We start from the raw sequence: 25,944 nt of genomic DNA on the forward strand, positions 1-25,944 counted from the left end.
AATCGGCCGGAACCGCGAAAGGAACGACGATGACCACATCATATCAATCCAGGCTGCCGGCGCTTCTCGGCGTCGAGCTGCCGATCATCCAGGCGCCGATGGCGGGCGCGACGACACCAGAGATGGTCATCGCCGTCAGCGAGGCGGGTGGGCTGGGCTCGCTGCCGAGCGCGCAATATGACGAGCGCGGCCTGCGGGCGGCATTGGACCGGGTCCGGGCGGGCACGTCGCGCCCGATCAACCTGAACTTCTTCTGCCACACCAACCCTGCCGACGACCCTGCGCGTCAGGCCGCCTGGCTCTCGCAGCTCACCGGCTACTATGCCGAAGCCGGCCTCGATCCGGACATGCCGAAGGCGCCGAGCGGGAGAACACCGTTCGACGCAACGAGTGCGACCGTCGTGGAGGATTATCGGCCTGAGGTGGTCAGCTTTCATTTCGGCCTGCCGCCGGCAGATCTGCTCGACAGGGTGAAGCGCACCGGTGCCGTAGTGATCGCCTCCGCCACCACGGTGGCCGAGGCGCGCTGGCTCATCGAGCGCGGTGCCGACGCGGTCATCGCCATGGGCGCGGAAGCGGGCGGCCATCGCGGCAGCTTCCTGACCGACAGGATGTCCGAACAGATCGGAACCTTTGCGCTGGTCCCCCAGATCGTCGATGCCGTCTCGGTGCCGGTGATCGCCGCGGGCGGCATTTCCGACAGGCGCGGCGTCGAGGCCGCATTCGCGCTGGGGGCGGCGGGCGTGCAGGTCGGCACAGCCTATCTGGTGACGCCCGAGGCCAGCATATCCGACGTCCATCGGCGGGCGCTCGGCTCGCCCGACCGGCCGACAGCCGTCACGAATCTGTTCACGGGCCGGCCGGCGCGGGGCATCGTCAACCGCCTGATGTCCGAGCTCGGGCCGTTGTCGAAGGAGGCCCCGGCCTTTCCGACCGCGGGCGGTGCGATCGGCCCGCTGCGCAGCGCGGCCGAGAAGGCCGGCAGCGATGATTTCAGCCCGATCTGGGCCGGCCAGTCCTTCCCCCTGGCGCAGCCCATGCTGGCTTCCGTCCTGACGAGGATGCTGATGGGCGAGAGCGGTTGATATCCGACTGCGATCTCAGCTGCCCCGCGACGGCGTGCCGGAATGCAAGGTCGTGACCCAGATCGCGCGGGCCACGGTCTGTTCGGGGTTGTCGAACATGTGCGGCACCGTGCTGGGGAAGCAGACGCTGTCGCCCGCATCCAGGACATGGGGCTCATGGTCGAGCCAGATCCGGATACGGCCTGCGAGAACGTAGACCGCCTTCTCTCCGACATGCTGGACGAAATCGGCACCCGACGACGCGCCGGGATTGAGCGTCAGCTCGTAGATCTCGAGCGCGCCGCCCTGGGCCGGCGTCAGCGATTCCTTGAGCACGCCGCTCGCCGTGAGGCGGAGGAGGCGTCGGTCGTTCCGGCGCACGACGTATCGCGACGACGGGTCGGGGGCATGCGGCTCGAAGAAATAGGAGATCGGCACGCCCAATGCGATGCTCAGCAGCCGCAGGCTCCTGATCGAGGGTGAGGCCAGCGCACGCTCGAGCTGGCTGATCATGCCGGTGGACAGGCCCGTGCGCTGCGAGACCTCCTGAATCGACAAGCCGGCGCGCTGGCGCAAAAGCCGGACCGTCTCGCCGAGCCGGTGCTCGGCGTCCTCGGGAACGACGATCGGCTCGTTGGTCACCTTGTCCAGGGAATCCGGTCCAGCATCATGCCTGCTCATCGATCGCCTCTCAGCATGTTTCCTGAAACGCCTAGCACAGCCGCTCGATCCCGAGATGACGGCGACGGAGTGCGTTGGCAAGATTGACAGGTTTTTTCAGCCATGTTGAAGTCAGCATAACAAAAGTTAGAGGGATTGAAATTCCGTTCGCAGGAAACGTGTCAAACACGTTGCGAAGTGCGGGAACCGGGTTCGCAGGAGGAGGCACATCATGTCTGACGGATATTCTGGAGTCACGGCCCCGACGCGCCGCGGCGCTCTGGGGATGGGCATGGGGCTGGCAGCCGGCATCGGCATGCCCTTGCCGCTGCGAGCCGCGCAGCCACCGTCCGAACCGAAGGGCCAGGTCGTCGCCGGCCTGTCGCAGGAGCCGACGGTCTTCCATCCGCTGATGCCCGGCATCGAGGTCGATCAGGGCGTCTGGTGGCAGCTCTTCAGCACGCTCTGGTACATCGACCCTGAAGGCCGCTTCCAGGCCGACCTCGCCAAGGAGGTTCCCACCGTCGAGAATGGCGGGCTCTCCGCCGACGGCCTGACCTGGAAGGTCAAGCTGCGCAACGACGCCAAATGGCATGACGGCACGCCCTTCACGGCCGAGGACGTCAAGTTCAGCATCGACCTCGTCAACAACACCGCCTTCCGCGCCCGCAACCGGGTCGGGCACAGCCTCGTCCACGACATCAAGGTGGTGGCTCCCGACGAGATCCACTGGCGCATGGAGAGCGCCTATTCGCCCTATATGTCGATCCTGTCGCTGTTCTTCATCGTGCCCAGGCACGCGCTGGAGAAGGCGTCCGACCCCAATGCCTCGCCCTTCAACAATGCGCCGGTCGGGACCGGCCCCTTCCGCTGGGGCGAGCGGGTGCCGGGCGATCACATCCAGCTCCTCGCCAATAAGAGCTATCACGGGCGCGGCCCGTTCCTGGAGCGGATCGTCTTCAAATACGTCCCCGATCTGACCGTGCTCTACACCCAGTTCCGCACCGGCCAGATCGACTACACCGGCATCCAGGGCGTGCTGCCGAACTTCGTCAAGGAAGCGAAGACCCTGCCGGGCCGCAAGATCACGGTCTCGCCGATGGCGTCGATCGAGCACATCGCGCCCAATCTCGAATTCGGCCCGCTCGCCGACCGGGCGGTGCGGGAGGCCCTCTATCTCGGCATCAACAAGAAGGGGCTGATCGACGCGCTCAACTACGGGCTGCCGATGCCGACGGAATCCTTCGTGCCGCAACAGGCCTGGTCGTTCACCAAGGACCTGCCGGCCCATGCCTATGATCCCGCCAAGGCCAACGCCATCCTCGACGCGGCCGGCTGGAAGCGCGGCTCCGGCGGCATCCGCGAGAAGAGCGGCGTCCGGCTGGAATTCGCCAACTCGACCACCAGCGGCAACGCCGTGCGCGAGCAGACGCAGCAGCTCCTGATGCAGGACTGGAAGGCGATCGGCGCCTCGCTGCGCATCAACAACATGCCGGCCGCCGTGATCTGGGGCGATTTCTGGCAGCAGTCGAAATTCCAGTCGGTCATCGTCGGCGTCAACTTCATGCTGGGCAGCGACCCCGACGTGACGCCGCGCTTCGGCTCCAGCGCGATCCCGGCCAAGGGCGGGCGCGGCTACAACACCTACCAGTACCAGAACAAGGAGGCCGACCGGCTGCTGGCCCAAGGCGCGGCGCAGTTCGACCTCGCCGAGCGCAAGGCGACCTATGGCGCGCTGCAGAAGCTGATCCGCGACGATCTCGCCATCCTGCCGCTGTTCCAGTCGGTGATCGCCGAAGGCACCAAGGACGGGCTGCAGGGCTTCGCGCCCAACATCAACACCTCGTCCAATTGCTGGAACATGCGGGAGTGGTACTGGGCCTGAGCGCCGGACGGGTCGCGCTGCGATGGTTCCCTATCTCATTCGCCGGCTGGGGCAGGCGCTTGTGCTCCTGCTCATCGTCTCGATGCTCGGCTTCGCCATCCTGCATCTGGCGCCGGGCGGGCCGCTGTCGCAGTTCGCGCTGTCGTCGCAGATGTCGCCCGAGGATATCGCGCGGATCTCGCGCCAGCTTGGCCTGGACCGGCCCTTGCCGGTCCAGTACGCCGACTGGCTCTGGCGCATGCTGCAGGGAGATTGGGGCACGTCCTATCGCGACGGCGGGGCCGTGCTTGTCACCATAGGCTCGCATCTGCGGGCCACCTTCGAGCTGATGGCGACGGCGACGCTGATCGCCTGCCTGCTCGGCTGCTGGATCGGCATCCTCGGCGCGATCCGCCGCTATTCGCTGTTCGACACGCTCGCGACCGTCGGCGCGATGATCGCGCTCTCGATACCCACCTTCTGGTTCGGGCTGGTCACGATCTACATCTTCTCCGTCACGCTCGGCTGGCTGCCGGCCGGCAACCGCCACACGGTCGGCGACGACTCCGTGCTCGACCTGCTGCATCACCTGATCGCGCCGGCGCTGGTTCTGGCTCTCGTCGAGATGGCGATCTGGGCGCGCTTCATGCGCTCCTCCATGCTCGACGTGATCGGCCAGGACTACATCCGCACGGCGCGGGCCAAGGGCCTGCCGGAGTGGAACGTCCTGTCGCGGCACGCGCTGCGTAACGCGCTGCTGCCGATGATCACCGTCGCCGGCCTGCAATTCCCGACCCTGCTCGGCGGCGCGCTGGTCGCGGAAACCGTGTTCACCTGGCCCGGCATGGGCCGGCTCTTCCTCGATTCCATCGCCTATCGCGACTACCCCGTCGTGATGGGCATCCTGATGCTCTCGGCCGCGATGGTGATGCTCGGCTCGCTGCTCGCCGACCTGCTCTACGCGTTGGTCGATCCGCGGATCAGGATGGAGTGAGGCCATGAGCGCACAAGCCGCATCCGTCTCGCTCGAACCCGTGGCCGCCTCGCCCGGAAACACCGCCTGGCGCCGCTTCCGCCGGCACCGGCTCGCCATGGCCGGCTCCGTGACGATCCTCATCCTGGCGCTTGGCTCCGTCGTCGGGCCCTATCTCCTGCCGTTCGACGACACCTATATCGACATCATGCAGCGCTTCGCACCGCCTCTCTCCGGCGTGCATGTGCTGGGTACGGACGAGCTCGGCCGCGACATCCTGGCCCGGCTGATGATGGGCGGGCGCATCTCGCTGGCGATCGGCTTCCTCGCCATGGCGATGGCGATGGCGATCGGCATCGCGGTCGGCGTGGTCGCGGGCTTCTACGGCGGCTGGCTCGGCGCGGTGCTGATGCGCTTCGTCGACGCGGTGCTGTGCTTCCCGGCGATCTTCCTGCTGCTGGCGCTGGCCGCACTTACCGAACCCGGCATTCTGGCCACCACGCTGCTGATCGCCGCGACGTCCTGGATGAATGTCGCGCGCATCGTCGAGGCGCAGATCCGCTCCCTGCGCGAGCGCGACTTCGCAGCCGCCGCCCGCGCCGTGGGAGCCAGCGATTTCTACATCATGTTCCGCAGCCTTTTGCCCAACGCGATGGCGCCGATCGTGGTGGCGGCGACGCTCAACGTCGCGAAGGCGATCCTGCTCGAATCCTACATCAGCTTCCTTGGCTACGGCATCCAGCCGCCGGCCTCGAGCTGGGGCAACATGCTCAACAACGCCCAGATCTACCTGACGAGCGCGCCCTGGCTCGCGCTCCTGCCGGGCATCGCGATCACGCTCGCGGTGACCAGCTTCAACTTCATCGGCGACGGCCTGCGCGATGCGCTCGATCCGCGCATGGACATCAACTGACGCCACCCCTCCCCGCCGTCTCGGCTACCTACTCCATTCCTCAGGAGCACCGTCCATGTCCCCGCCGGTCAACCGCATTCCCAGCGACGAGCGCCTGCCGGAGGCCGTCGATGTGGTGGTCATCGGCGGCGGCGTGATCGGCGTATCCAGCGCCTATCATCTCGCCCGCAAGGGCTTGTCGGTCGCGCTGGTCGAGAAAGGGCATGTCGCGGGCGAGCAGTCGAGCCGCAACTGGGGCTGGTGCCGCCAGCAGGGCCGCGCCCGGGCCGAGATTCCGCTTGCGCGCGAAGCTCTGCGCCTCTGGGAAGAGCTGCAGGAAGAGGCCGGGGCCGACACCGGCTTTCGGCGCACCGGCGTGCTCTTCCTGACAAAGGACCCCAAGGAAGCCGCCGATTGGGAACGCTGGGCCGTCATCGCGCGCGAGCTCCAGGTCCACTCCACCTTGCTGAGCCCGGCCGAGGTCGCCGAGAGACTGCCCGGCAATTCGCAGAAGTGGGTGGCCGGCCTGCATACGCCGAGCGACGGGCGGGCGGAGCCTTCGATGGCCGTGCCGGCGCTCGCCCTGGCGGCGCGCAAGCGAGGCGTCACCATCCATCAGGGCTGCGCCGCACGCGGGCTCGAGACGACGGCCGGCGCCGTCAGCGCAGTCGTGACCGAGAAGGGCACGATCCGCACCCAGGCCGTGCTGCTGGCGGGCGGCGCCTGGTCCTCGCTGTTCTGCCGACGGCACGGAATCGATCTGCCGATCGGGCTGGTCGACGCCACCGCCTGCCGCACCACGCCGGCGCCCGAGATCACCGCCGGGGCGCTGGGCACCACCGAGTATTGCGTCCGCCGCCGGCTCGACGGCGGCTTCACGCTGGCGCTGCGCGGGCGCGGCACGGTCAACCTGACACCCGACATCCTGCGCTACGCCAAGATCTTCTGGCCGACCTTCAAGCAGCGCCGGGCCGGGCTGAAGCTGCGGCTGGGAGCTGATTTCTTCAAGCAGCTCTTCGGCAGCGCCAACTGGCAGTTCGATCAGCCCTCCCCGTTCGAGGCAGTGCGCGTGCAGGACCCCGCGCCCGACATGGAGCTGGTCAATTCGGCGCTGGCCGCGCTGATCGCCGGCAACCCCGAGCTCAAGGACATCCGCATCGCCGAGGCCTGGGGCGGGACGATCGATTCCACGCCCGATACCGTGCCGGTGATCTCGCCGGTCGCCAGCCTGAAGGGCTTCTTCCTCGCCACCGGCTTCTCGGGCCATGGCTTCGGCATCGGCCCGGCCGCCGGCAAGCTTGCAGCCGATGTCGTGCGTGGTGACCCGTCCTTCGTCGATCCCGCCGCCTATAGCTATGAGCGGCTGGTCGACGGGCGGCCGCTGGCGCCGGTCGGGCTGTTCTAGGGAGCGCCGCCGTGACCATCCTCTACAAGGCCAGCGCCGAGCGGGCGGACCAATGGGCCGCGGCCTTCGCCCGGCAGGCGCCCGAGACGCCCTTCCGGATCTGGCCGGATATCGGCGATCCGCTGGCCGTCGAATATCTCCTGCTCTGGCAGCCGCCGGAGCGGATCGCCGAGACCTTTCCGAACCTCAAGATGATCTTTTCGGTCGGTGCCGGCGTCGACCAGCTCGATTTCAGCAAGCTGCCGCCTGAATTGCCGGTCGTGCGCATGCTTGAGCCCGGCATCGCCGAAAGCATGGCCGAATTCGTCTGCATGGCCACGCTGATGCTGCACCGCAACATGGTCGATTTCATCGACCAGCAGCGCCGGCGGCATTGGCGGGAGATCCAGGTCCGTCCCCCCGCAGATCGGCGTGTCGGCATTCTGGGGCTGGGACAGCTCGGCCAGGCGAGCCTGGCGAAGCTGCGTTCCTTCGGTTTTCCCTTGTCGGGCTGGAACCGCTCACCGCGGCAGATCGATGGTATCATCTGCTTTACCGGCGCAGCAGAACTCCCCGCCTTCCTGGCGCAGACGGATATCCTGATCTGCCTGCTGCCGCTGACCGAAGCGACGCAAGGCATCCTCGATGCACGGTTGTTCTCGCAGCTGCCGCGCGGGGCGGGCCTGATCAATGTCGGGCGAGGCGGGCATCTCGTCGAAGCCGACCTGTTGCAGGCGCTGGATGAGGGACAGCTTTCGGGCGCGATGATCGATGTGCTCGAAAGCGAGCCCCCGGCGCCGCATCATCCGTTCTGGAACCACCCGCGCATCGTGATGACGCCTCACATCGCCAGCATGACGCGCCCGGAAAGCGGCGCTACCTTTGTGCTCGAGACGATCGAGCGCCATCGCAAAGGGCTTCCGATCGAGGGGCTCGTCCCGCGCGGTCGGGAATACTGACCGCGCCGCCGCCTGCCGCGCCGCTCAGGGCGCGCTTCACGAATACGCCCCTTTCATCCTTCGATTGTCGATGAAAGGGAGAAGGCTCCACTTGGCGAGCCAGCGGCAGGAAACGCGACCGGACCGGCTGCTCGTCGTTGCAAGGCATCTCCGAGCCGCGCCGGCCATTCTCCGCTAGCCGGTCGTCTCTTCTTCATAGACAGCAACTCGCGAAGCGCCGCCGAGAGGCGGCCCTTCGGCATGTCTGACGATCCGTTCCAAGGTCCCGAAGTCGCGCCGGGTCCGGACGGGTTTGATGAAACTGTCATGTTCCGGTCTTAGGCGAAGGCCACCGGCACGAGCCCTTTCCGGCGGAGAACGACAATGCGCGCATATCACTGGTTGGCGGCGGTCCTGGCGGCAGGCGTGGCGGGGGGATCCGCCACCGCACAGACGATCTATCCGATCGACCGTGCCGAGATCCTCGAAGGCTCGCGGTTCGACTTCAAGGTCGAGTTCCCGAATGCGCCGACCTCGGGCGATGTGAACGTCACCATCAACGGCAAGCCCGCCGCCGAGGCCTTCGGACGGCCGACGAACTTCATCCAGAGCGAGGAAGGCCAGAAGCATTCGGCGCTATGGCTGCGCGGTACCTCGCTGCCGGCCGGCCGCTACGTGGTGGAAGCCACCCAAGGCGGCAACAAGTCGACCGTGAACTGGGACGTCTTCGCGACGGCGACGCCGCGCCGCGCCAAGAACGTCATCCTCTTCATCGGCGACGGCATGACGGTCGCCAACCGCACGGCGGCCCGCATCCTCTCCAAGGGCTGGAAGGAAGGCAAATATGACGGCGAGCTCGCCATGGACGACATGTCCAACATGGCGCTGATCTCGACCTCCGGCACCGACTCGATCGTCACCGACAGCGCCAATGCCGCGCATGCCTACACCACCGGCCACAAATCCTGCGTGAACGCGCTCGGCGTCTACTGCGCCAAGAACGCGCTGACCCTCGACCATCCGAAGGTCGAGACCATCGCCGAGCTGGTGAAGCGCAAGACCGGCATGGCTGTCGGCGTCGTCACCAACTCCGAGATCGAGGATGCGACCCCGGCCTCGATGGTCGCCCACACCCGCCGCCGCTCGGACTTCAATGACATCGTCGAAATGTTCTACGCGGTGAAGCCGGACGTGATCATGGGTGGCGGCTCGCCGAACTTCCTGAGCAAGGTCACCCCCGGCTCGAAGCGCACGGACGAGCAAGACTTCATCGCCAAGTTCAAGGAGGCCGGCTACACGCTCGCCACCACGAAGACCGAGATGAACGCGGCGGTCGCCGCCGGCTCGAAGAAGCTGCTCGGCCTCTACAACACCGGCAACATCGACGGCGCCTTCGACCTGCGCCTTGCCAAGAAGGGCACGATCTCGAAATTCCCGGACCAGCCGGATGTCGTCGAGCAGACCAGGGCCGCGCTCGACATGCTCAAGGGCAATCCCGAGGGCTTCCTGCTGATGGTCGAGTCCGCCCGCATCGACAAGTATAGCCATTCGCTCGACTGGGAGCGCTCGGTGTTCGACACGATCATGCTCGACAACGCGGTCAAGGTCGCGAAGGACTTCGCCGGCGACCGCAACGACACGCTGATCATCGTCGTCCCCGACCACGCCCATCCGATGTCGATCATCGGCACCTATGACGATGATCGCCCGGGCCAGCTGCTGCGCGACAAGCTCGGCGTCTACAACGAGTCGACCCCGCCGAATTACGGCCCGGTCGACGCCGAGGGCTACCCCACCAAGGTCGACACCTCGCGCCGTCTCGCCGTCGTCTACGGCTCCTATCCCGACACCTGCGACACCGGCCGCCCCGCCATGGACGGCGAGCGCGTTCCGGCCGTGAAGGGCCCCGACGGCAAGACCAACATCGCCAACGAGAAGGACTGCACGGGCCCGCTGGTGGCTCGCAAGGTCGGCAACCTTCCCTTCGATGCCAATAACGGCGTCCATGCGGCCGACGACGTCATCCTGACGGCGATGGGCCCCGGCGCCGAGCGCTTCCGCGGCCACAAGCCCAACACCTTCGTGTTCCGCGTCATGACCGAAGCGCTGGCGCTCGGCGGCAAGTGAGCCGATGATCGGGGCAACGGAGGCATCGATGCGCCGACAGGCCCCCCTGGAGGATTTCCGCGTTTCTTCGAAGCGCGAAAATCCTCCAACTTCCTGCCTCCCCGCATTTTCTTCACGCGAACCGGTGTCCACTTCGCTCGAAAATGCTCTGGCGACCATTACCCGCCGCGGAGTCGTGCTCGGCCTCGCGGCGGCGAGCCTTTTCGACCGCGCCGCCGCGGCCGATGTCGAGACGATCGCCTTCGACAGCCTCTATAAATCCTTCGGCGTGCTCGGCTTCGAATTCTCCGACAGGGTGACGGTGCTGCGCGGCAAGCCCGTGCGCATGGTCGGCTACATGGCGCCGCCATTGAAGCCGGAAAGCCGTTTCTTCGTGCTGACGCGCGAGCCGCTCGCCATCTGCCCCTTCTGCCAGTCCGACGCCGACTGGCCGGTCGATATCGTCGTCGTGTTCATGAAGAACGAGACGGCGATGGTCAGTGCCGGCCGCAAGGTCGTGGTGGCCGGAAGGCTCGAGATCGGCTCCGCGACCGATGCCGATACCGGCTTCGTCAGCCAGATCAGGATTGCCGATGCCGGCTTCTCCCTCGCCTGAGGCAAGCGGGCGGCGGCTCGTTCTCAGCGATATCGCACTCGACCATCGCGACGGCGATGGTCAGGTCTTCCGCGCTCTCGACATTCCCACGCTGGTCCTGGAGCACGGCACAGCGTTTGGCGTCAGCGGGCCCTCCGGCTGCGGCAAGAGCACTCTACTCCATCTGATCGCCGGCCTCCTGCGGCCGAGCGCCGGTTCGGTCCGCTGGGGCGAAACCGAAATCTCCGCCCTGCCCGAGGCCCGGCGCGACCACTGGCGCCGGCAGAACCTCGGCTTCGTCTTCCAGGATTTCCATCTGGTGCCGGAGCTCGATGTCGCCGGCAATATCGCCTTGCCGGCGAGCTTCTCCTCCTGGCGGCTCAGTTCCTCCGGCCGCGACCGCGCCCTCGCACTGGCGTCCCGCGTAGGACTGAAGGATCCCCATCGCAGGGCGGCGGTTCTGTCACGCGGCGAGCAGCAGCGCGTCGCGATCGCGCGCGCGCTCTTCAATCAGCCGCGCCTGATCCTGGCCGACGAGCCGACCGCGAGCCTCGACGCCGATCATGCCGATGGCGTCTCCGAACTGCTCGTCGAGGCCGCCGAGCAAACCGGCGCCACCCTCATCTGCGCTTCGCATGATCCGCGCCTGCTCGCACGGATGACGCGCCGGCTCGATCTCAGCGCGGGACATGCGGCATGAACCCCTGGCCGATGGTTCTGGCCGATCTGCGGGCGCTGCGCTGGACGGCGCCGGCGATCGTGCTGCTCGTCGCTCTCGCGATCGCGACCGGCATCGCGATCGGCGCGCAGGAGCGGGCGCTGCGGCAGAGCTCGGCCAGGGCCGCCGACGATTTCGATCTGCTCATCGGTGCGCCGGGCAGCCAGACGCAACTCCTGATATCCGCGGTCTACCTGCAGCTCGAGGCGCTGCCGCTGGTCGACGGCCGGGTCCTCAAGGCGCTCGCGCAGGATGAGCGGGTCGGGAATTTCGCGCCGGTCGCCTTCGGCGACGTCAGCCGCGGCTATCCGGTCATCGGCACGACGGCCGGTTTCGCCGGCCGCTGGGGCCGGGTCCAGCCAAGCGAGGGCCGACTCTTCGCGGCAGAGGGCGAAGCCGTGCTCGGCGCCGACGTCGTCTACCGGCTGGGCGATACGATCGCGCCCTCTCACGGCGTCGCGGGCCATGCGCCCAAGCCCGGCCAGGTCGATGAGGAAGAGCTCGGCCATAAGCATGAAGGCCATGGCTACACGGCCGTGGGCCGGCTGCCGCGCCTCGGCTCGCCTTGGGATCGCGCCATTCTCGTGCCGATCGAGAGCGTCTGGGACATCCACGGCCTCGGCAACGGCCATGCCGAGGAAGCGCGCAGCGATTCTCCGTTCTGGCGTACGGGATCGAGCGTGGGCGACAGCCGCCGCCCCGAGGAAGCACGGATCGGCCCGCCCTTCGACGGCAAGCGCGTGCCGGGCGTGCCGGCGATCGTGGTGAAGCCCAGGAGCGTCGCCGGCGCCTATGCGCTGCGCGCGCAGTACCGGCAGGGCGGAACCATGGCCTTTTTCCCGGCCGAGGTTCTCGTCTCGCTCTACGGGGCGCTCGGGGACATGCGGGACATCCTCGTCGTCGCCTCGGCCTCCAACGCCGTGCTGATCCTGGCGAGCGTGGTGCTCCTGCTGATCGCCGTGAACGGGCTGCGCCGCCGGCGCTACGCGACGCTGAGGGCGCTCGGCGCGCCGCGATCCTACGTGCTGCTGGTAACCTGGATCGGCACGATCGTCCTGATCGCCACCGGCTGCCTCGCCGGGCTGCTGCTGGGTGTGATCGCGACCCATGCGATCTCCGGCATCGTCTCGGCCCGCACCGGGCTTTCGCTCTCCCCCGCCATCGGAGCGGGCGAGCTGGCTCAGGCGGGCCTGCTCTGTCTCGTCGGAAGCCTGCTGGCGCTGCTGCCCGCGCTGATTTCCTACCGCAGCCCGATCATCCAGGGCCTGAGGGACTGAGACGCCCAGAGGCCCCGTTTCGGCCCTGGCTGCTCGTTTGTTGTCACATATGGAGCGGGCGCGCACGGTCCTGACACCACCTGATCGGCTGGGGCGCCCGCCTCATGTCTATCTGCGCCACATCCTGCCGAACATCCTGAGCGTGCTGATCGTCCAGTTTACCCTGAATTCCGGCAGGTGATCCTGCTGGCGACTCGACCTGCCCTGCAATCGCGCTGATCGACAGGGCGCGAGCCTGATGCAGGGCGCCCCCTCGCCGGCCAGCGCTTCTCACGCGAGGGGCGAGCCCCTACGGTCCGATGCCCGAGCGGACCTGCATCGCCTCGCTCCGCATCGGCAAGACCCCGGCTCTGGAAGGCTTTCATGGCGCGCCATCACTTCGTTCCGACAAGCTATTCGAACGTGATCGGCACGCTGCCGCCGGTGCTGGAGATCGCCAGCGGCGACAGCGTCGTCACCACCACGCTCGATGCCGCCGGCTTCGGCGGCGACGGCGTGCTGCATGCGCCGCGCGGCAACCCGATGACCGGCCCGTTCTTCGTCACCGGGGCCGAGCCCGGCGATGCGCTGCTGGTCACCATCGAGCGCATGACGCCGAACCGGAAGACCGGCTGGACCTATTCGCCGCTTGCCCCGGCGGTGCTCGACCCGTCGATCCTGGCCGAGCTGCCGAAGCGCGAGCGCCATGAATGGGCAATCGACGCTGCTGCCGGCACGGTGAAGCTGCTGGAGCCTTCCGCGCGCACCAAGGATTGGAGCTTCCCGCTGGCGCCGATGCTCGGTTGCTTCGGCGTGGCGCCGGAGCGCGGCCAGGCGATCTCGACCGCGACCAGCGGCGCCTATGGCGGCAATATGGACTACCGGCTGTTCGGCCCGGGGGCGACCATCGCCTTCCCGGTCTTCGAGGCCGGCGCGCTGTTCTTCCTCGGCGACGGCCATGCCTGCCAGGGCGATGGCGAGATCGCCGGCACCGGCGTCGAGACCAGCTTCGAGGTCGAGTTCTCGGTGAAGCTCGTGAAGAAGCTCGGGCTGCGCTGGCCGCGCTGCGAGACCGAAACCGACCTGCTGGTGATCGCGAGCGGACGCCCGCTCGACCAGCCGCTGCAATTCGCGACCACGGAGATGCTGCGCTGGGTCGGCGAGGATCTCGGTGTCGATCCGGTCGAGGCGAGCCATCTGCTCGGGCAGGCCGTGCGCTACGACATCGCCAACGTCTTCAACCCGGCCTATTGCGTCGCCGCCCGGCTGGAGAAGACGGAGTTGACGCGCCCGATGTCGCTGCTCGCCCGCGCCTGAACCTCATCCCCCTCCCCGCTATTGCTCCGCTACGAAGAAGATCGAGTCATGTCCAAGGATACCGCCGCCCTGAAGGCCGAGCTGCTTCAGGCGATCGACGACCGTCGCGACGAAATCGTCGAGTTGCTGCGCCGCTTCCTGCGCATCAAGAGCGTCAACCCGCCCGGCGACACCCGCGAGGCCGCGGACTTCGTTCGCGAACTGCTCGATGCCGCCCGCGTGCCGCATCGCACCGAGGCCTTCGTGCCGGAGATGCCGAACATCATCGGCCGCTGGGAAACGGGCAATCCCGGCCGCCATCTCATCCTCAACGGCCATATGGACATCTTCCCGGTCACCAACGAGAAGCTCTGGGAAGCCGGGATCGTCGACGGCAAGATCATGGGCCGCGGCGCGTCCGACATGAAGACCGGCACGCTCGCCTCGATCCTGGCCTATTGCCAGCTCTACCCTCACCGCGAAAAGCTCAACGGCGCGCTGTCGCTGACCGTGGTCTCGGACGAGCAGTCGGGCGGGCGCTACGGCACCAAGTTCCTCTTCGATGAATTCGGCGAAGAGATGGAGGCAGATTGCTGCCTGAACGGCGAGCCGAGCGGCCTCGCCAATCTGCGCTTCACCGAGAAGGGCACGCTGCGTTTCTCGCTCTCGGCCAAGAGCATCGGCGGGCATGGCGGCTACGCCCACAGGGCGCGCAATCCGATCGCCGACGTCAGCCGGCTCGTGACCGTGATCTACGACCGCTATCACCTGAAGCTCGCGACGCTGCCGCCGGAGATCGATGCGGTTCTGACCTCGCCCGAGACGATCGCAGCGGCCGACCTCAACCTCGGCAAGGGCGCGGGCGATGTCGCCCGGCGCATCACCGTCAATGTCGGCATCCTCCAAGGCGGCCAGAAGGCGACGCAGATCCCGACGCATTGCATCGCCCATCTCGACATGCGCATTCCGATCGGCTCCGACCGCGACGCGATCCGCGCCGATCTCGAAGCGCTCGCCCGCGAGGCCGATTGCGAGATGGTCGTCAACGAGGACCACAGCTATCCGGCGAGCCTGACCGACCCGTTCGGCGAGATGGCCAACATCCTGCGCGGCAATATCCGCGAGCTGCTCGGGCATGACGCGCCGCCGGTGTCGAGCCTGGGCGGCACCGATACGCGCTACTGGCGCTGGCGCGGCGTCCCCGCCCTGATCTGCGGCCCCTCGCCGATCAGCATGGGCACCGACGAGGAGCACGTCACCATCGACGAGGCGATCGCGGTGATGAAGCTGCACGTCGGCTGCGCGGTCGATTATCTCGGCTCGACCGGGCCGGCGGGGAAGTAAACGCCGCCGAACCTATAGCTTGCTGGGCTTTGACGGAAACACGCCGTCATTCCGGGGCTTCGCGTCAGCGAAGAGCCCGGAACCCATGAACACGGGTCTGCCGTCATGGTCGGGCTTTTCCCGACCATCCACGTCTTCGCCGATCGAGCGTCTTGTTCAAGACGGGGATGCTCGCCACAAGGGCGAGCATGACGAACTGGAGCGATGTCGCGTTCATGGGTTCCGGCTCGGGCCTGCCGCCCGCCCCGGAATGACGCCGTGGTTCCGGTCCTAGCCGCTCAGAGCTTCACGACATACGGGGGCGGGGCTTGCGTCCGCCTTCGCTCAGGCGCCGACCTTGGCGAGCACGTCGGCGCGCAGGAAGCGCTCGATGAACAGCATGAACAGCACCGAGGGAACGAGCAGGATCAGCGCCGTGATCGAGGCGACCTGATAATTGCCGCCCATCGCCGCATTGTAGAGCAGCAGCGGCAAGGTCGTGACCTGCGGCACGCCGACGAAGAAGGTGCCGGTGAACTCGTCGAGCGATTCGAGGAAGACGAAGATGCCGCTGGCGATGATGCCGGGCGCGGCGAGCGGCAGCGTCACCGAGAAGAAGGCCTTGAGCGGCGAGGCGCCGATATTGCGGGCCGCGAGCTCGAGATCCCGGTCCACTGCCGCGAAGGCCGCCGCTGCGATCCAGACGGAATAGACGAGGCCGTGCGCCGCGTGGACGAGCACGACGGCGAAGACCGTGCCGTTGATGCCGAGCTGATAGAAGACGCGCGCGACGTTGATGTAGATCGCGACCGAGGGGAAGGCCTGGGGCAGCAGGAAGAGCACCATGAAGAAGGCGCGCGCCGGCAGCTTCAGCCGTGCCAGCGCGTAGCCGGCCGGGATCGAGAGCGCGAGCGCGACGATCACCGTCAGCACCGCGATCCAGACCGAGGTGCCGAGCGAGACCATGGCGTCGCCGGTCGGGCGGAAGACCTGCTCCCAGTAGCGCGTGCCGTAGACGACCGGCAGCTTGTAGGGCGTGTACCAGCGCTCGGCGACCGACCAGAGCGCGAGATTGGCCAGCGGGCCGATCAGGACGAAGGCGAAGGCGATGAGCAGGAAGGCGGCGAGTGTCGCACGCGCGGTCGAGGCTACGCGCATCATGGCGTGCCCTCCTTGGCCATGCCGCGCTTGAGGTAGATGATCGCCGCGCCGGCGGAGATCAGATAGGTGATGACGCCGAGCGCATTGGCCGTGGCGTAGTCGCCATAGGCGTTGATGCGGAAGGCCATGTCGACGGTCAGCATCGTCGGCTGCGAGCCCGACACCATCATCGGCACCGAGAGCACCGAGAGCATCGTCACGAAGGAGAGGACGAGCGCGACGAGGAGCTGCGGCATCACCTGCGGCAAGGCGAGCTCGATGAGGACGCGCATGCGCGAGGCGCCGAGATTGCGGCCGGCCTCCAGCGTCGCGCGGTCGAGCGAGGCGAGCGCGCCGGCGAGCAGCAGCGCGACGAAGGGCGTCTGCTTCCAGACGAAGGTCGCGATGATGCCGCGCCAGTCGAGGAAGCTCACCGCCTGCAGCGGCTCCATCAGGCCGAGCGAGACGAAGGTGTTGTTCATCAGCCCGTTCTTGGCGAGGAAGGTGCGCATGCACTGCGCCGCGACGATGAAGGGGATGAAGAGCGGCCAGCGATAGAGCGCTTTCAACGTGCCGACGATGATGCGGTTCTCGCCCAGCGTCAGCGTGCCGGCGATGACGATGGCGGCGAGCGCAGTCAGCAGGCAGGACGCGAGCACGATGATGACGGTGAAGACGATATCGCCGGAGTAGAGCTCATAGGCCTTGGCGAAGGCCTGCAGCGAGAAGCCGCCCTGGGGGCCGGTGAAGGCCGAGATCAGCGAGAAGCATAGCGGATAGAGGAACAGCGCCGCGACGAGGGCGAGCCCCGGCGCGATCAGCAGCAGGGCGAGATTGCGTTGGGAAAGGGACATTCTGCGCGACCGCTCCTGAAGCTCTGCGCCGTCATCCCGGACAAGCCGCGCGAGCGGCGCCGATCCGGGATCCATCGGGGGGCTGCGGAGTTCCAGGATGGATCCCGGATCTCCGCTTCGCTACGTCCGGGATGACGCGGTGTTTCCACGCGCCATCCCGCAAGGCGAACCTCAGTTCGCGACCTTCTTCTCGTAGCCCTCGAGGATGTCGTTGAAGTAGGGCGCGATCGGGAAGGGCTTGCCGTTCTTGGCGAGCTCGGCCGGCGTGACGTCGGTGAAGAGCTTGTCCCAGGCGGCCTTGTCGAGCTTGCCTTCGAGGTTCTTGGCATCGATGCCCGGATACCAGTTGAACTTCTTGACGATGCCGTCGGCCTGGACCTGCGGGCTGGTGGCGAGCGCGATGAAGGCCTCGGCCAGCTTCTTCTGGGCCGACTTCTCGGGAACGGCGTAGTACATCGGCTGGCCGGGCATGCCGGGCGAGACGAGCTTCAGCTTCATGTTCGGCGGCAGCTTGCCGTCGGCCTGCCAGGAATAGAACATGTCGACCCAGACCGGGCCGATCGCGATCTCGCCGCGGTTCAGCATGTCGAGCGTGCCGGCGTTTCCGGGGGTGATGACGGCGTTCTTGTTGAACTCCTTCAGCTCGCCGAAGGCCTTGTCCCAGCCCGCCTTGGTGTTGGCGTCATAGGGGCCCTGGATCAGCTTGTCGGCGTCGCCGCCGAAGGCATAGACCCAGCCGGCGACGAAGGAGACGCCGGACATGCCGCCCTTGATGCCGTTATAGCCGAACTGCTTCGGGTTCTTCTTGGCCCAGTCGGCAAGCTCGGCGAAGGTCGCCGGCGGCGTCTTGACCATGTCGGCATTGTAGGCGAGCGCGGTCTGCGACTGGAACATGGGGATGACGAAGCCGCTCACATCGGTGCCGAGCGCGTTCTTGGCGGCGTCGCCGGTGGCGAGCTTGGCCGTCTCGACATTGGCCGTGTACTTGTTCAGCAGCCCTTCCTTGACCATCTGGCCGGCGGCCTTCTGGTGAATGACGAGCACGTCGAAATCGGTCGCGCCCGCGCCCTTCTGGGCATCGAGCTTCTCGTAGATCTTCTGCGAGCCGGAATCGCCCGGGCCGGTGCCGACCGAGACGACCTTCACGCCGGGATGGGCCTTCTCGAACATCGGCCCGAGATAGTCCTTGACGTAATCGACCATGTTCTGGTCGCCCGCGGAGGCGACGTTGAGGGTCTGCGCGGATAGCGGCGAAGCCACGATCAGCGCAGCGAGCGAGCAGGCAAGCGTGATGATGCGCATGTGTCTGACTCCCTGTCAGGCGGCAATCCCGGCCTCGGTCGCCGGGAAGATGTGAAGGCGCTGCAGCGGAATGCGCAGCCCAACCTTCGTTCCGAGTTCGTGACGGCCGAGATCGTCGACCGTGATCTGGCGGCCGGCGGCTTCCACCTTGTAGCGGTAGATGCCACCGGGATAGGCGCGTGCGGCGATGGTGCCGGGCACGACGAGATCGCCTCCCGCAGCCGGCGCATCAAGCGCGTCGAGGCTCGCGACGTCGTCGCGGAAATAGGCGAGCGCGTCGCCGGCCGGCAGCGCGGAGGCGGCTTCGCCGGCAAGCGTCGTGCGCGCGTCGCCGGCCGCGACCGCGGCATGGCCGTCGCCACGCTCGACACGCAGCGGCAGCACGTTCTCCGCGCCCATGAAATTCGCGACGAAGGCGCTGGCCGGGCGGTCGTAGACCTCTTCCGGCGTGCCGACCTGGGCGATGTGGCCGGCCTGCATGATGACGAGCCGGTCGGCCATGGTCATGGCCTCCTCGCGGTCATGGGTGACATGGACGGCCGTCAGCCCAAGACGCTGCTGGATGGAGCGGATCTCGTGGCGCATCGTCATGCGGATCTTGGCGTCGAGATTGGAGAGCGGCTCGTCGAGCAGCAGGATGCCGGGGTCGATGGCGAGCGCGCGGCCGAGGGCGACACGCTGGCGCTGGCCGCCGGAGAGCGCCGTGACCTTGCGGTCCTCATAGCCGGCGAGCCCGAGGAAATTCAGCATCTCGCCGACCTTGGCGGCGATCTCGGCCTTCGACTTGCCGCGCAGCTTGAGGCCGTAGCCGATGTTCTGCAGCACGGTCATGTGCGGCCAGAGCGCATAGGACTGGAAGACCATCGCCATCCCGCGCTTTTCCGGCGGCTGGCCGGCGACATCCTTGCCGCCCACGATGATCGAGCCGGACTCGACCGGGACGAAGCCGGAGAGCGAGCGCAGCAGCGTGGTCTTGCCGCAGCCGGAGGAGCCGAGGAGCGCCGTGAAGCTGCCGGGCGTGAAGTCCAGATCGATGCCATGGAGCACGCGCGTGCCGCCATACGCGACCTTGAGACCGCGCACGCCGATGGCCGCGCCACTGCCCGTTCTGGCTTGCGTTACCGGCTGCAAGGCGCCTACTCCCCACTTCGTTTTTGTTGCCGGATAATGGAATTTTTCTTCCATTGACCGACCCGATTGAAATAAACATTACGTACGGGGCGCACTATGTGCAAGAGCTTTGTGAAACTTGGATGACAGCGCGGATACATTCTCTCTGGCTCATGCCATCGCCGGCCGACGAGGCCATGCTGACGGGGCTCGTCGGCGAATTGTCGGGGCGCTTCGGGACCCCATTTTTCGCGCCGCATCTGACGCTGCAAGGTGACACGGAGATGCCGCCCGCCGCGCTGGAACACGCGGCAGCGGCGGCAGCGGAGACGGTCCCGGCCTTCTCGGAGGCCGTCGCGCTGGTCGAGGGAAGCGAGGCCTTCTTCCGCTCCTTCTATGCGCGCTTTGCCGTCTCGCCGCCGCTGGCGAAGCTGAAGCGCGCGCTCGACCCCGAGGGTCTCGACAGCTTCATGCCGCATGTCTCGCTGCTCTACGGGCCGGTCGAAACGCAAGCCAAGGCAGCGGCCATCGCGGAGGTGCAGGCGCGACTCGCGGGACGCATGATCCACTTCGACCGCATCGGCATCGTGACCTCGGGACAGGATATCGCTATCGCCGACTGGCGGGTTGTTACGAGCGTGGAATTACGTTCGTAGATTCCACGGCGCTACAAAACTGCGTGCCATCCCGGACAGAGCGAAGCGACGATCCGGGATCCATGGCTGAACCTTCACCGGCAGCGCTCCGGCACCGATCCCGGGTCAAGCCCGGGATGACCGCGTGTTTCCGAGAAAGCTCGGAAGCCGCCCGGTAAGAGACCGCTACTCGCCCGTCAGCTCGCGGTTGCGACGGCTGATCTCGTCGCTGTAGCGCTTGATCGCATGCGCCTCGCTGAGGATGCCGACGAGGCGGCGTTTCTCGCGGTCGGCGACGACCGGCAGCGCCTCGCTCTCGGCTTCGTCGAAGAGCTTCAGCGTATCGCGCACCGACATGTCGGCCAGCAGCATCCTGTCGGGATTGCGCAGGAGATGCCTCACCGTGCGCGGAGCGGGCTCGGCCGCCGCCTCCTCGTCCAGCCCCGGATCGGGTTCGTAGAGGGCACCGGGCGGCACCATGCCGGCATAGGCGTCGCCCGGACCGACCGCGACGAGATAATTGGTCGAGCCCGGCGGATATTTCAGCCGGGCTTCGGCGATGGTGGCATCGGCGGCGATCTTCGGCACCTCGATGCGCATCATGCTGCCGGCGGTCAGCTCGCGCATCCAGCCGACGTCATGGGCGCCGCGGATGCTCTCGCCGCGCAGATGGAAGCGCCAGGTCGCGAAGGAGAAGCCGAACAGGCGGCGCGTGACCAGCGAAGCGGCGCCGGCCGCGCCGACCACGGCGAGCGTCAGCTTGAGATCGCCGGTCATCTCGAGCGCGAGCAGAGTCATGGTCATGGGGCCGCCGACGATCGAGACCGCGAGCGAGCTCATTCCGACCAGCGCGAACAGCGTCTCGTGCCCTGCGAGGTTCGGAAAGCCGAGCGTCAGCACGCCGATGAAGAGACGCCCCGTCAGCACGCCGAGCAGCAGCGACGCGAAGAACAGGCCGCCGCGGAAGCCGGAGCCGATCGACACCGAGGAGGCCAGCGCCTTGGCGACGAGCACGAGCGCCAGCAGCAGCAGGCTCGCATCGATGCCGAGATAAAGATTGATCGCTCCATGGCCGGCCGAGAACACCGACGGATTCCAGATCGCCAGCGCCCCGACGACGAGCCCGCCGAAGGCCGGCCGCAGCCAGGTCGGGATGCGCGAACGCCGGAATCCTGCCTCGACGAAGGCGGCGGCGCGCATGACGACGATGCCGACGAGGCCGCAGGCGGCACCGAGCAAGACGACGAGGGGCAGGTCTGACACCAGGATCGAACCGATCGGCGGCACCTCGACCGCGAGCAGCGACGGGGCGAGCAGGCTATGCGTCACCGTCGCCATGAAGGTCGCGGCCATTACCGGCACGAAGGCCGCGATCGAATAGCTGCCGAGGATCAGTTCGAAGGCGTAGAAGGCGCCGGTCAGCGGCGCATCGAAGGCCGCGCCGATCGCCCCGCCCGCGGCACAGCCGACCATCAGGCGCATATCCGCCCGGCGCAGGCGGAAGCGGCGGCCGATATGGGAGGCAAGCCCGCTCGCGGCCTGGGTATAGCCGGCTTCGAGCCCGACCGAGGCGCCGGCGCCGCTGGAGCCCATGGTCTGGAGCGCGACGAAGGCGCTGTCGCGCAGCGACATCCGCCCGCCATGCAGCGCATTGGCCTCGATCGGGTCGATCGGCTGCTTGCGACGGCGGAAGAACAGCCAGGACGCCAGGCCGATGGCTAAGCCGCCGAGCACGGGGCCGGCGATTGCGCGCCAGGGCGGTATCGTCGTGGTGATCGAGAGGCGCTGCCCTGCGGCCAGCCCGAAGATCAGCTCATGCAGGAGTTGCGTCGTGAAGGACATCGCCAGCACGATCAGCCCGGCGAAGACGCCGACGACGGAGGCCAGCACGACGATGCCGATCTCGCTCGATCGGATGAGCGCGCGCCAGCCCTGCGGCGCATCGCCCGCCCCGGCTGCGGCTTCGGAGGCTTTCACGGTGATCACGGCAAGGCCCGTCAGGCTCGTTCGTCACGTCCGCTCGCGGTCGCATATCGGAGAGGCCAGAACAAGACGCCATGGCGATACCGCGCCTGCGCCCGCCGCGGAGCCGCTACGGGATTGGCACGGCCAGCCCCGTCTTGACCCGGTCCATGGCGACGAAGCTGCGGAACTTGCGGATGTTGGGGTTGGCGAAGAAGAGCCGGCGCGTCAGCGCCTCATAGGCCGCCATGCTCGGCACCAGCACCACCAGCATGAAGTCGACCTCGCCGGTGACGTAGTAACATTGCTGCACCTCGGGCGCGGCGATGAAGGCGCTCTTGGCAGCGTCGATGTCCACCGCCGTCTCGCTCACGAGTTCGATCTCGACGAAGAGCGTGATGGGATGACCGAGCGCCACGGGATCGACGACCGCGACATTGGCGCGGATGACGCCGCTCGCCTCCATCCGGCGGATGCGGCGCTGCACGGCCGGCGCAGAGAGGTTGATACGCTCGCCGATCACGCGCTGCGGCGTGGTGTTGTCCTGCTGCAGGATGACGAGGATCGCCCGGTCGAAGGCGTCGAGATCATAAGCGGCCGGCGCTGGCATTGAACGTCCCGAGAAACAAACTTGCGTCCGAGGACTATAATTCCAGCGCCTTTTTTGCCTGGATTGCAATATTCATTCACGATCCGCTCCAGCGAGGCCGACATGTTCCTGCTCAACCGCCATCCCGATTACCGTTCCGCGCTTCATCCGAAGGATGTCGAGACGCTGGGTCCGGCCGGGGCGGACGCAATCGAGGCGCATCTGGCCGAACGCCCGAACCATGTGCCGACACCGCTCCATGACCTGCCCGGCCTCGCTGCCGCGCTCGGGATCGGGGCGCTGTTCATCAAGGACGAAGGCCAGCGGCTCGGCCTCGGCAGCTTCAAGGCGCTCGGCGGCGCCTATGCGGTGATCCGGCTGGCTCTGGAAGCGGCGTCCGAACAACTCGGCCGCCCGTTGAACGACGCGGATATGAACGACCCCGCCGTTCGCGCCGTCGCTTCGCAGATGACCTTCGCCTGCGCGACCGACGGCAATCACGGCCGCTCGGTGGCGCAGGGGGCACAGCTGCTCGGCGCGAAGGCGGTGATCTTCGTGCATGGCGGCGTCAGCGACGAGCGCGTCGCCGCCATTGCCCGCTTCGGCGCCGAGATGGTGCGCGTCGCCGGCACCTATGACGATTCCGTGGTCGAGGCGGCCCGCGTCGCGACGGAACGCGGCTGGACCATCGTCTCCGACACCTCCTGGGACGGCTATGAGCGTATCCCCGGCCTGGTGATGCAGGGCTATACGGCGATCGCCCGCGAGGCGCTGGCTGAGATGCCGGCGCGGCCGACCCATGTCTTCGTCCAGGCTGGCGTCGGCGGCATCGCCGCCGCGCTCGCCGCGCAGATGCTGAGCGCCTTCGGCGGGGACAGGCCGTTCTTCGCCGTGGTCGAGCCGTCGCGGGCAGCCTGCATCTTCGAGGCCGCCCGACAGGGCCGGCCAGTGAAGATCGCCCATGGCGAACCGACGGTGATGGCGATGCTCGAATGCTACGAGCCCTCGCCGCTGGCGTTGCGCGTGCTCTATCGCGCCGCCGACGCCTTCCTGACTGCGGAGGATGCGGACGCCGTCGAGGCGATGAACCGTCTCGCCCGCCCCGCAGCCGGCGATCCGGCAATCGTCGCCGGCGAGAGCGGCGGTGCCGGCCTCGCCGGGCTGCTCGCGGCCTTGCGCAACCCGCAGGCGCGCGCCGCGCTTAAGCTCGATGGCGCGTCCCGCGTCTTCCTCGTCAACACGGAGGGCGCGACCGACCCGCAGCGCTATGCCGAACTCGTCGGCCTCAAGCCGGGCGAAGTCACGCGATGACCGGTGCGACAGGCGCCGAACGGCTGACGCTCTATTCGCAGAGCCATTCGCCCTATGCGCGCAAGACCATCGTCTTCGCGCATGAGGCCGGGCTTGCTGACCGTATCGCCGTCGTCGATCACGAGACCAGCCCGACCAACCGCAATCCCGAGGTGTTCGCGGTCAATCCGCTGGGCAAGGTGCCGGTGCTGATGACGCCCGAAGCCGGCGCGATCTTCGATTCTTTGGTGATCTGCGACTATCTCGACGGGCTGCATGGCGGGCCGAGACTGATCCCCATCGCAGGCAAGCCGCGCTGGCAGGCGCTGCGTTTGCATGCCGTCGCGCAGGGGCTGTGCGACGCCGGCATCGCGCTGCGCTGGGAGACGGCGCGGCGGCCGGAGCATCTGCGATACCCGCCGCTGAGCGAGGGCCAGACGACGAAGCTGGTGGCATCCTACGACCTGCTGGAACAGGACGGGGCTTTCGACGAGCCGGTCCATATCGGCCATATCGGGCTGGCTACGGCGCTGGCCTGGCTCGAATTCCGCGCGCTGCCGGATTTCCGCGCCGGGCGGCCCCGGCTGACGCGCTGGTACGAGGCGTTCTCGCAGAGGCCTTCGATGCGGGCGACCGCCTATCATGGCGAGACACAGGACGGCCCGGCGCAGCCCGCCATTGCCGGATGACCGGCTGACGTCGTAGCAGGGGCGCGCGGCCCGCTCCGGCTGCGCCGGAGGCCGCCCATGAAGCTTCGTTCCGATACGCTGGCGATGACCGCCGTCCTCGCCATGCTGACGGCGCTCGGCCCGCTCTCGACCGATTTCTACCTGCCGTCCCTGCCCGAGATCGTGCAGGTGATGGAGACCGATGTCGCCGGCGCGCAGGCGACGCTCTCCTCCTTCCTGTTCGGCTTCGCGGCCGGGCAGATCTTCTGGGGGCCGCTCTCCGACCGGCTGGGGCGCAAGCCCGTGCTGCTCGCGGGCCTGGGTCTCTTCGCACTGGCGACGCTCGCCTGCGCGCTCGCGCCTTCGATCGGCGCGCTGACCGCCGCGCGGGCGCTGCAGGCGCTTGGCGCCTCCGGCCCGATCGTGCTCGGCCGCGCCATGGTGCGCGATCTCTACGATGGCCCGCGCGCGGGGCGCGAACTGGCACGGATGGGCATGATCATGGGCCTGGTGCCGGCGGTCGCGCCGGTGATCGGCGGCGTGCTTCAGGTCGCCTTCGGCTGGCGCTCGACCTTCCTCGCCTCACTCGTCTTTGCTCTTGGCCTCGCGATCGTCATCGTCACGGTGATGCCGGAGACGCTGCGCGCGCGCTCGCCGCAGCCGCTCTCGCTGCTCGCGATCTTCCGCGGCTTCGGCTTCCTGCTGCACAACCGCGCCTTCCGGGTCTATGTCGCCCTGACGGCGCTGGCCTATGCCGGGCTCTTCGCCTTCATCTCCGGCTCGTCCTTCGTGCTGATCGGCATCTACGGGCTGACGCCGGTGGAATACGGCTTCTCCTTCGGCTTCGGCGTGCTCGGCTACATCGCGGGCACGATCATCGCGCAGCGCCTCGTCGGGCGGCGCGGCATGGACGGCGTCATCGCCATCGGCGTCGGCTGCCTCGCCGGTGGCGGACTGGCCATGCTGGTCGGCGTCCTGACCGGGCTGGGCGGACCGGCGGGCGTCGTCGTGCCGATGGCGATCTATGCCTGCGGCGTCGGCCTGGCCATGCCCCAGGCCCAGGCATCGGCGATGATGCCGTTTCCGGACCGGGCCGGCGCAGCCTCGTCCTTCAACGGGCTCTGCCAGATGCTGCTCTCGGCCTGCGTCGGGCTGCTCGTCGGCCATCTGCTGAAGAACGCCGCGCTGCCGCTGCCGCTGGTGATGTCGGCGCTGGGCGTGACCGCGCTGGTGCTGTTCCGGGCGACGCGCGCGATCCGGACGGCGAAGGCTTAGACCGTCCTGCATTCCGACGCACCGCGCCGTCTTTCCGGGGCTTCGCGTCA

General features: G+C 67.6%; 23 protein-coding genes. 16 read left to right on the plus strand and 7 right to left on the minus strand.

The window, feature by feature from the left end:
* Positions 1–29 precede the first annotated feature (29 nt).
* Positions 30–1,085 carry an NAD(P)H-dependent flavin oxidoreductase gene (locus tag AC2FAN_RS06300; protein WP_485173122.1) on the plus strand — a complete coding sequence of 352 codons (1,056 nt, stop codon included), beginning with the start codon at positions 30–32 and terminating at the stop codon, positions 1,083–1,085.
* A gap of 15 nt (positions 1,086–1,100) precedes the next feature.
* On the opposite strand, the gene AC2FAN_RS06305 is transcribed toward AC2FAN_RS06300, so the two are convergent.
* The gene (locus tag AC2FAN_RS06305) at positions 1,101–1,745 is read right to left on the minus strand and encodes a cupin domain-containing protein (RefSeq protein WP_265051714.1); all 645 of its coding nucleotides are present in this window, start codon (positions 1,743–1,745) and stop codon (positions 1,101–1,103) included.
* A gap of 211 nt (positions 1,746–1,956) precedes the next feature.
* On the opposite strand from AC2FAN_RS06305, the gene AC2FAN_RS06310 reads away from it, so the two are divergent.
* The 11 genes from AC2FAN_RS06310 to AC2FAN_RS06360 all read left to right on the plus strand — a co-directional run bounded on the left by AC2FAN_RS06310 (position 1,957) and on the right by AC2FAN_RS06360 (position 15,090).
* Positions 1,957–3,609, plus strand: a complete 1,653-nt coding sequence (locus AC2FAN_RS06310) for a peptide ABC transporter substrate-binding protein (protein ID WP_485173123.1) — start codon at positions 1,957–1,959, stop codon at positions 3,607–3,609.
* Positions 3,610–3,631: 22 nt separating this feature from the next.
* Positions 3,632–4,582, plus strand: coding sequence for an ABC transporter permease (locus AC2FAN_RS06315; protein ID WP_485173124.1), 951 nt, complete (start codon positions 3,632–3,634; stop codon positions 4,580–4,582).
* A 4-nt stretch (positions 4,583–4,586) separates the two neighbouring features.
* Positions 4,587–5,474, plus strand: a complete 888-nt coding sequence (locus AC2FAN_RS06320; RefSeq protein WP_485173125.1) for an ABC transporter permease — start codon at positions 4,587–4,589, stop codon at positions 5,472–5,474.
* A 55-nt stretch (positions 5,475–5,529) separates the two neighbouring features.
* Positions 5,530–6,858, plus strand: coding sequence for an NAD(P)/FAD-dependent oxidoreductase (locus AC2FAN_RS06325; RefSeq protein WP_485173126.1), 1,329 nt, complete (start codon positions 5,530–5,532; stop codon positions 6,856–6,858).
* 11 nt (positions 6,859–6,869) lie between these two features.
* Positions 6,870–7,796, plus strand: a complete 927-nt coding sequence (locus tag AC2FAN_RS06330; protein WP_485173127.1) for a 2-hydroxyacid dehydrogenase — start codon at positions 6,870–6,872, stop codon at positions 7,794–7,796.
* A 363-nt stretch (positions 7,797–8,159) separates the two neighbouring features.
* Complete coding sequence (locus AC2FAN_RS06335) at positions 8,160–9,902, plus strand: alkaline phosphatase (protein ID WP_485173128.1); 1,743 nt, start codon at positions 8,160–8,162, stop codon at positions 9,900–9,902.
* Positions 9,903–10,026: 124 nt separating this feature from the next.
* Positions 10,027–10,497: a hypothetical protein gene (locus AC2FAN_RS06340; RefSeq protein WP_485173129.1), complete on the plus strand. Its 471-nt coding sequence runs from the start codon at positions 10,027–10,029 to the stop codon at positions 10,495–10,497.
* Positions 10,475–11,176 carry an ABC transporter ATP-binding protein gene (locus AC2FAN_RS06345; RefSeq protein WP_485173130.1) on the plus strand — a complete coding sequence of 234 codons (702 nt, stop codon included), beginning with the start codon at positions 10,475–10,477 and terminating at the stop codon, positions 11,174–11,176. Before AC2FAN_RS06340 ends, AC2FAN_RS06345 begins: the two co-directional genes overlap by 23 nt.
* Positions 11,173–12,471 (plus strand): FtsX-like permease family protein, encoded by a 1,299-nt coding sequence (locus AC2FAN_RS06350; protein WP_485173131.1) that lies wholly within the window; start codon positions 11,173–11,175, stop codon positions 12,469–12,471. The genes AC2FAN_RS06345 and AC2FAN_RS06350 overlap by 4 nt, the downstream gene beginning before the upstream one ends.
* A 363-nt stretch (positions 12,472–12,834) precedes the next feature.
* Positions 12,835–13,767, plus strand: a complete 933-nt coding sequence (locus tag AC2FAN_RS06355) for an acetamidase/formamidase family protein (protein ID WP_485173132.1) — start codon at positions 12,835–12,837, stop codon at positions 13,765–13,767.
* A 48-nt stretch (positions 13,768–13,815) separates the two neighbouring features.
* Positions 13,816–15,090: a M20/M25/M40 family metallo-hydrolase gene (locus tag AC2FAN_RS06360; protein ID WP_476806278.1), complete on the plus strand. Its 1,275-nt coding sequence runs from the start codon at positions 13,816–13,818 to the stop codon at positions 15,088–15,090.
* A 324-nt stretch (positions 15,091–15,414) separates the two neighbouring features.
* Here AC2FAN_RS06360 and AC2FAN_RS06365 read toward each other — a convergent pair whose 3' ends face one another.
* From AC2FAN_RS06365 to AC2FAN_RS06380, 4 genes are all read right to left on the minus strand, one after another.
* Complete coding sequence (locus tag AC2FAN_RS06365) at positions 15,415–16,227, minus strand: ABC transporter permease (protein WP_485173713.1); 813 nt, start codon at positions 16,225–16,227, stop codon at positions 15,415–15,417.
* Positions 16,227–17,063 (minus strand): ABC transporter permease, encoded by an 837-nt coding sequence (locus AC2FAN_RS06370; RefSeq protein WP_265051704.1) that lies wholly within the window; start codon positions 17,061–17,063, stop codon positions 16,227–16,229. The genes AC2FAN_RS06365 and AC2FAN_RS06370 overlap by 1 nt, the downstream gene beginning before the upstream one ends.
* Before the next feature lie 171 nt (positions 17,064–17,234).
* Positions 17,235–18,365, minus strand: a complete 1,131-nt coding sequence (locus tag AC2FAN_RS06375; RefSeq protein WP_265051703.1) for an ABC transporter substrate-binding protein — start codon at positions 18,363–18,365, stop codon at positions 17,235–17,237.
* A 15-nt stretch (positions 18,366–18,380) separates the two neighbouring features.
* On the minus strand, positions 18,381–19,496 hold the full coding sequence (locus AC2FAN_RS06380; protein ID WP_265051702.1) for an ABC transporter ATP-binding protein: 1,116 nt from the start codon (positions 19,494–19,496) through the stop codon (positions 18,381–18,383).
* Positions 19,497–19,549: 53 nt separating this feature from the next.
* On the opposite strand from AC2FAN_RS06380, the gene AC2FAN_RS06385 reads away from it, so the two are divergent.
* Positions 19,550–20,131 (plus strand): hypothetical protein, encoded by a 582-nt coding sequence (locus tag AC2FAN_RS06385; protein ID WP_485173133.1) that lies wholly within the window; start codon positions 19,550–19,552, stop codon positions 20,129–20,131.
* 165 nt (positions 20,132–20,296) lie between these two features.
* Here the strand turns inward: AC2FAN_RS06385 and AC2FAN_RS06390 are convergent, their stop codons facing one another.
* Positions 20,297–22,096 carry a chloride channel protein gene (locus AC2FAN_RS06390; protein WP_485173134.1) on the minus strand — a complete coding sequence of 600 codons (1,800 nt, stop codon included), beginning with the start codon at positions 22,094–22,096 and terminating at the stop codon, positions 20,297–20,299.
* 106 nt (positions 22,097–22,202) lie between these two features.
* On the minus strand, positions 22,203–22,682 hold the full coding sequence (locus AC2FAN_RS06395) for an Lrp/AsnC family transcriptional regulator (RefSeq protein WP_476806272.1): 480 nt from the start codon (positions 22,680–22,682) through the stop codon (positions 22,203–22,205).
* 102 nt (positions 22,683–22,784) lie between these two features.
* Here AC2FAN_RS06395 and AC2FAN_RS06400 point away from each other — a divergent pair, with 102 nt between their 5' ends.
* Genes AC2FAN_RS06400 through AC2FAN_RS06410 form a run of 3 tightly spaced genes read left to right on the plus strand, consistent with a single transcriptional unit; the run spans position 22,785 to position 25,894 of the window.
* Positions 22,785–23,972 (plus strand): diaminopropionate ammonia-lyase, encoded by a 1,188-nt coding sequence (locus AC2FAN_RS06400; RefSeq protein ID WP_476806271.1) that lies wholly within the window; start codon positions 22,785–22,787, stop codon positions 23,970–23,972.
* A gap of 23 nt (positions 23,973–23,995) precedes the next feature.
* Positions 23,996–24,640, plus strand: a complete 645-nt coding sequence (locus tag AC2FAN_RS06405) for a glutathione S-transferase family protein (RefSeq protein ID WP_476806328.1) — start codon at positions 23,996–23,998, stop codon at positions 24,638–24,640.
* Between the two features lie 57 nt (positions 24,641–24,697).
* Entirely contained in the window at positions 24,698–25,894 is a 1,197-nt protein-coding gene (locus tag AC2FAN_RS06410) for a multidrug effflux MFS transporter (RefSeq protein WP_485173135.1), read from the plus strand.
* The last annotated feature ends 50 nt before the right edge of the window (positions 25,895–25,944 follow it).

Source organism: Allobosea sp. RIT-PG3_2 (assembly GCF_057321085.1).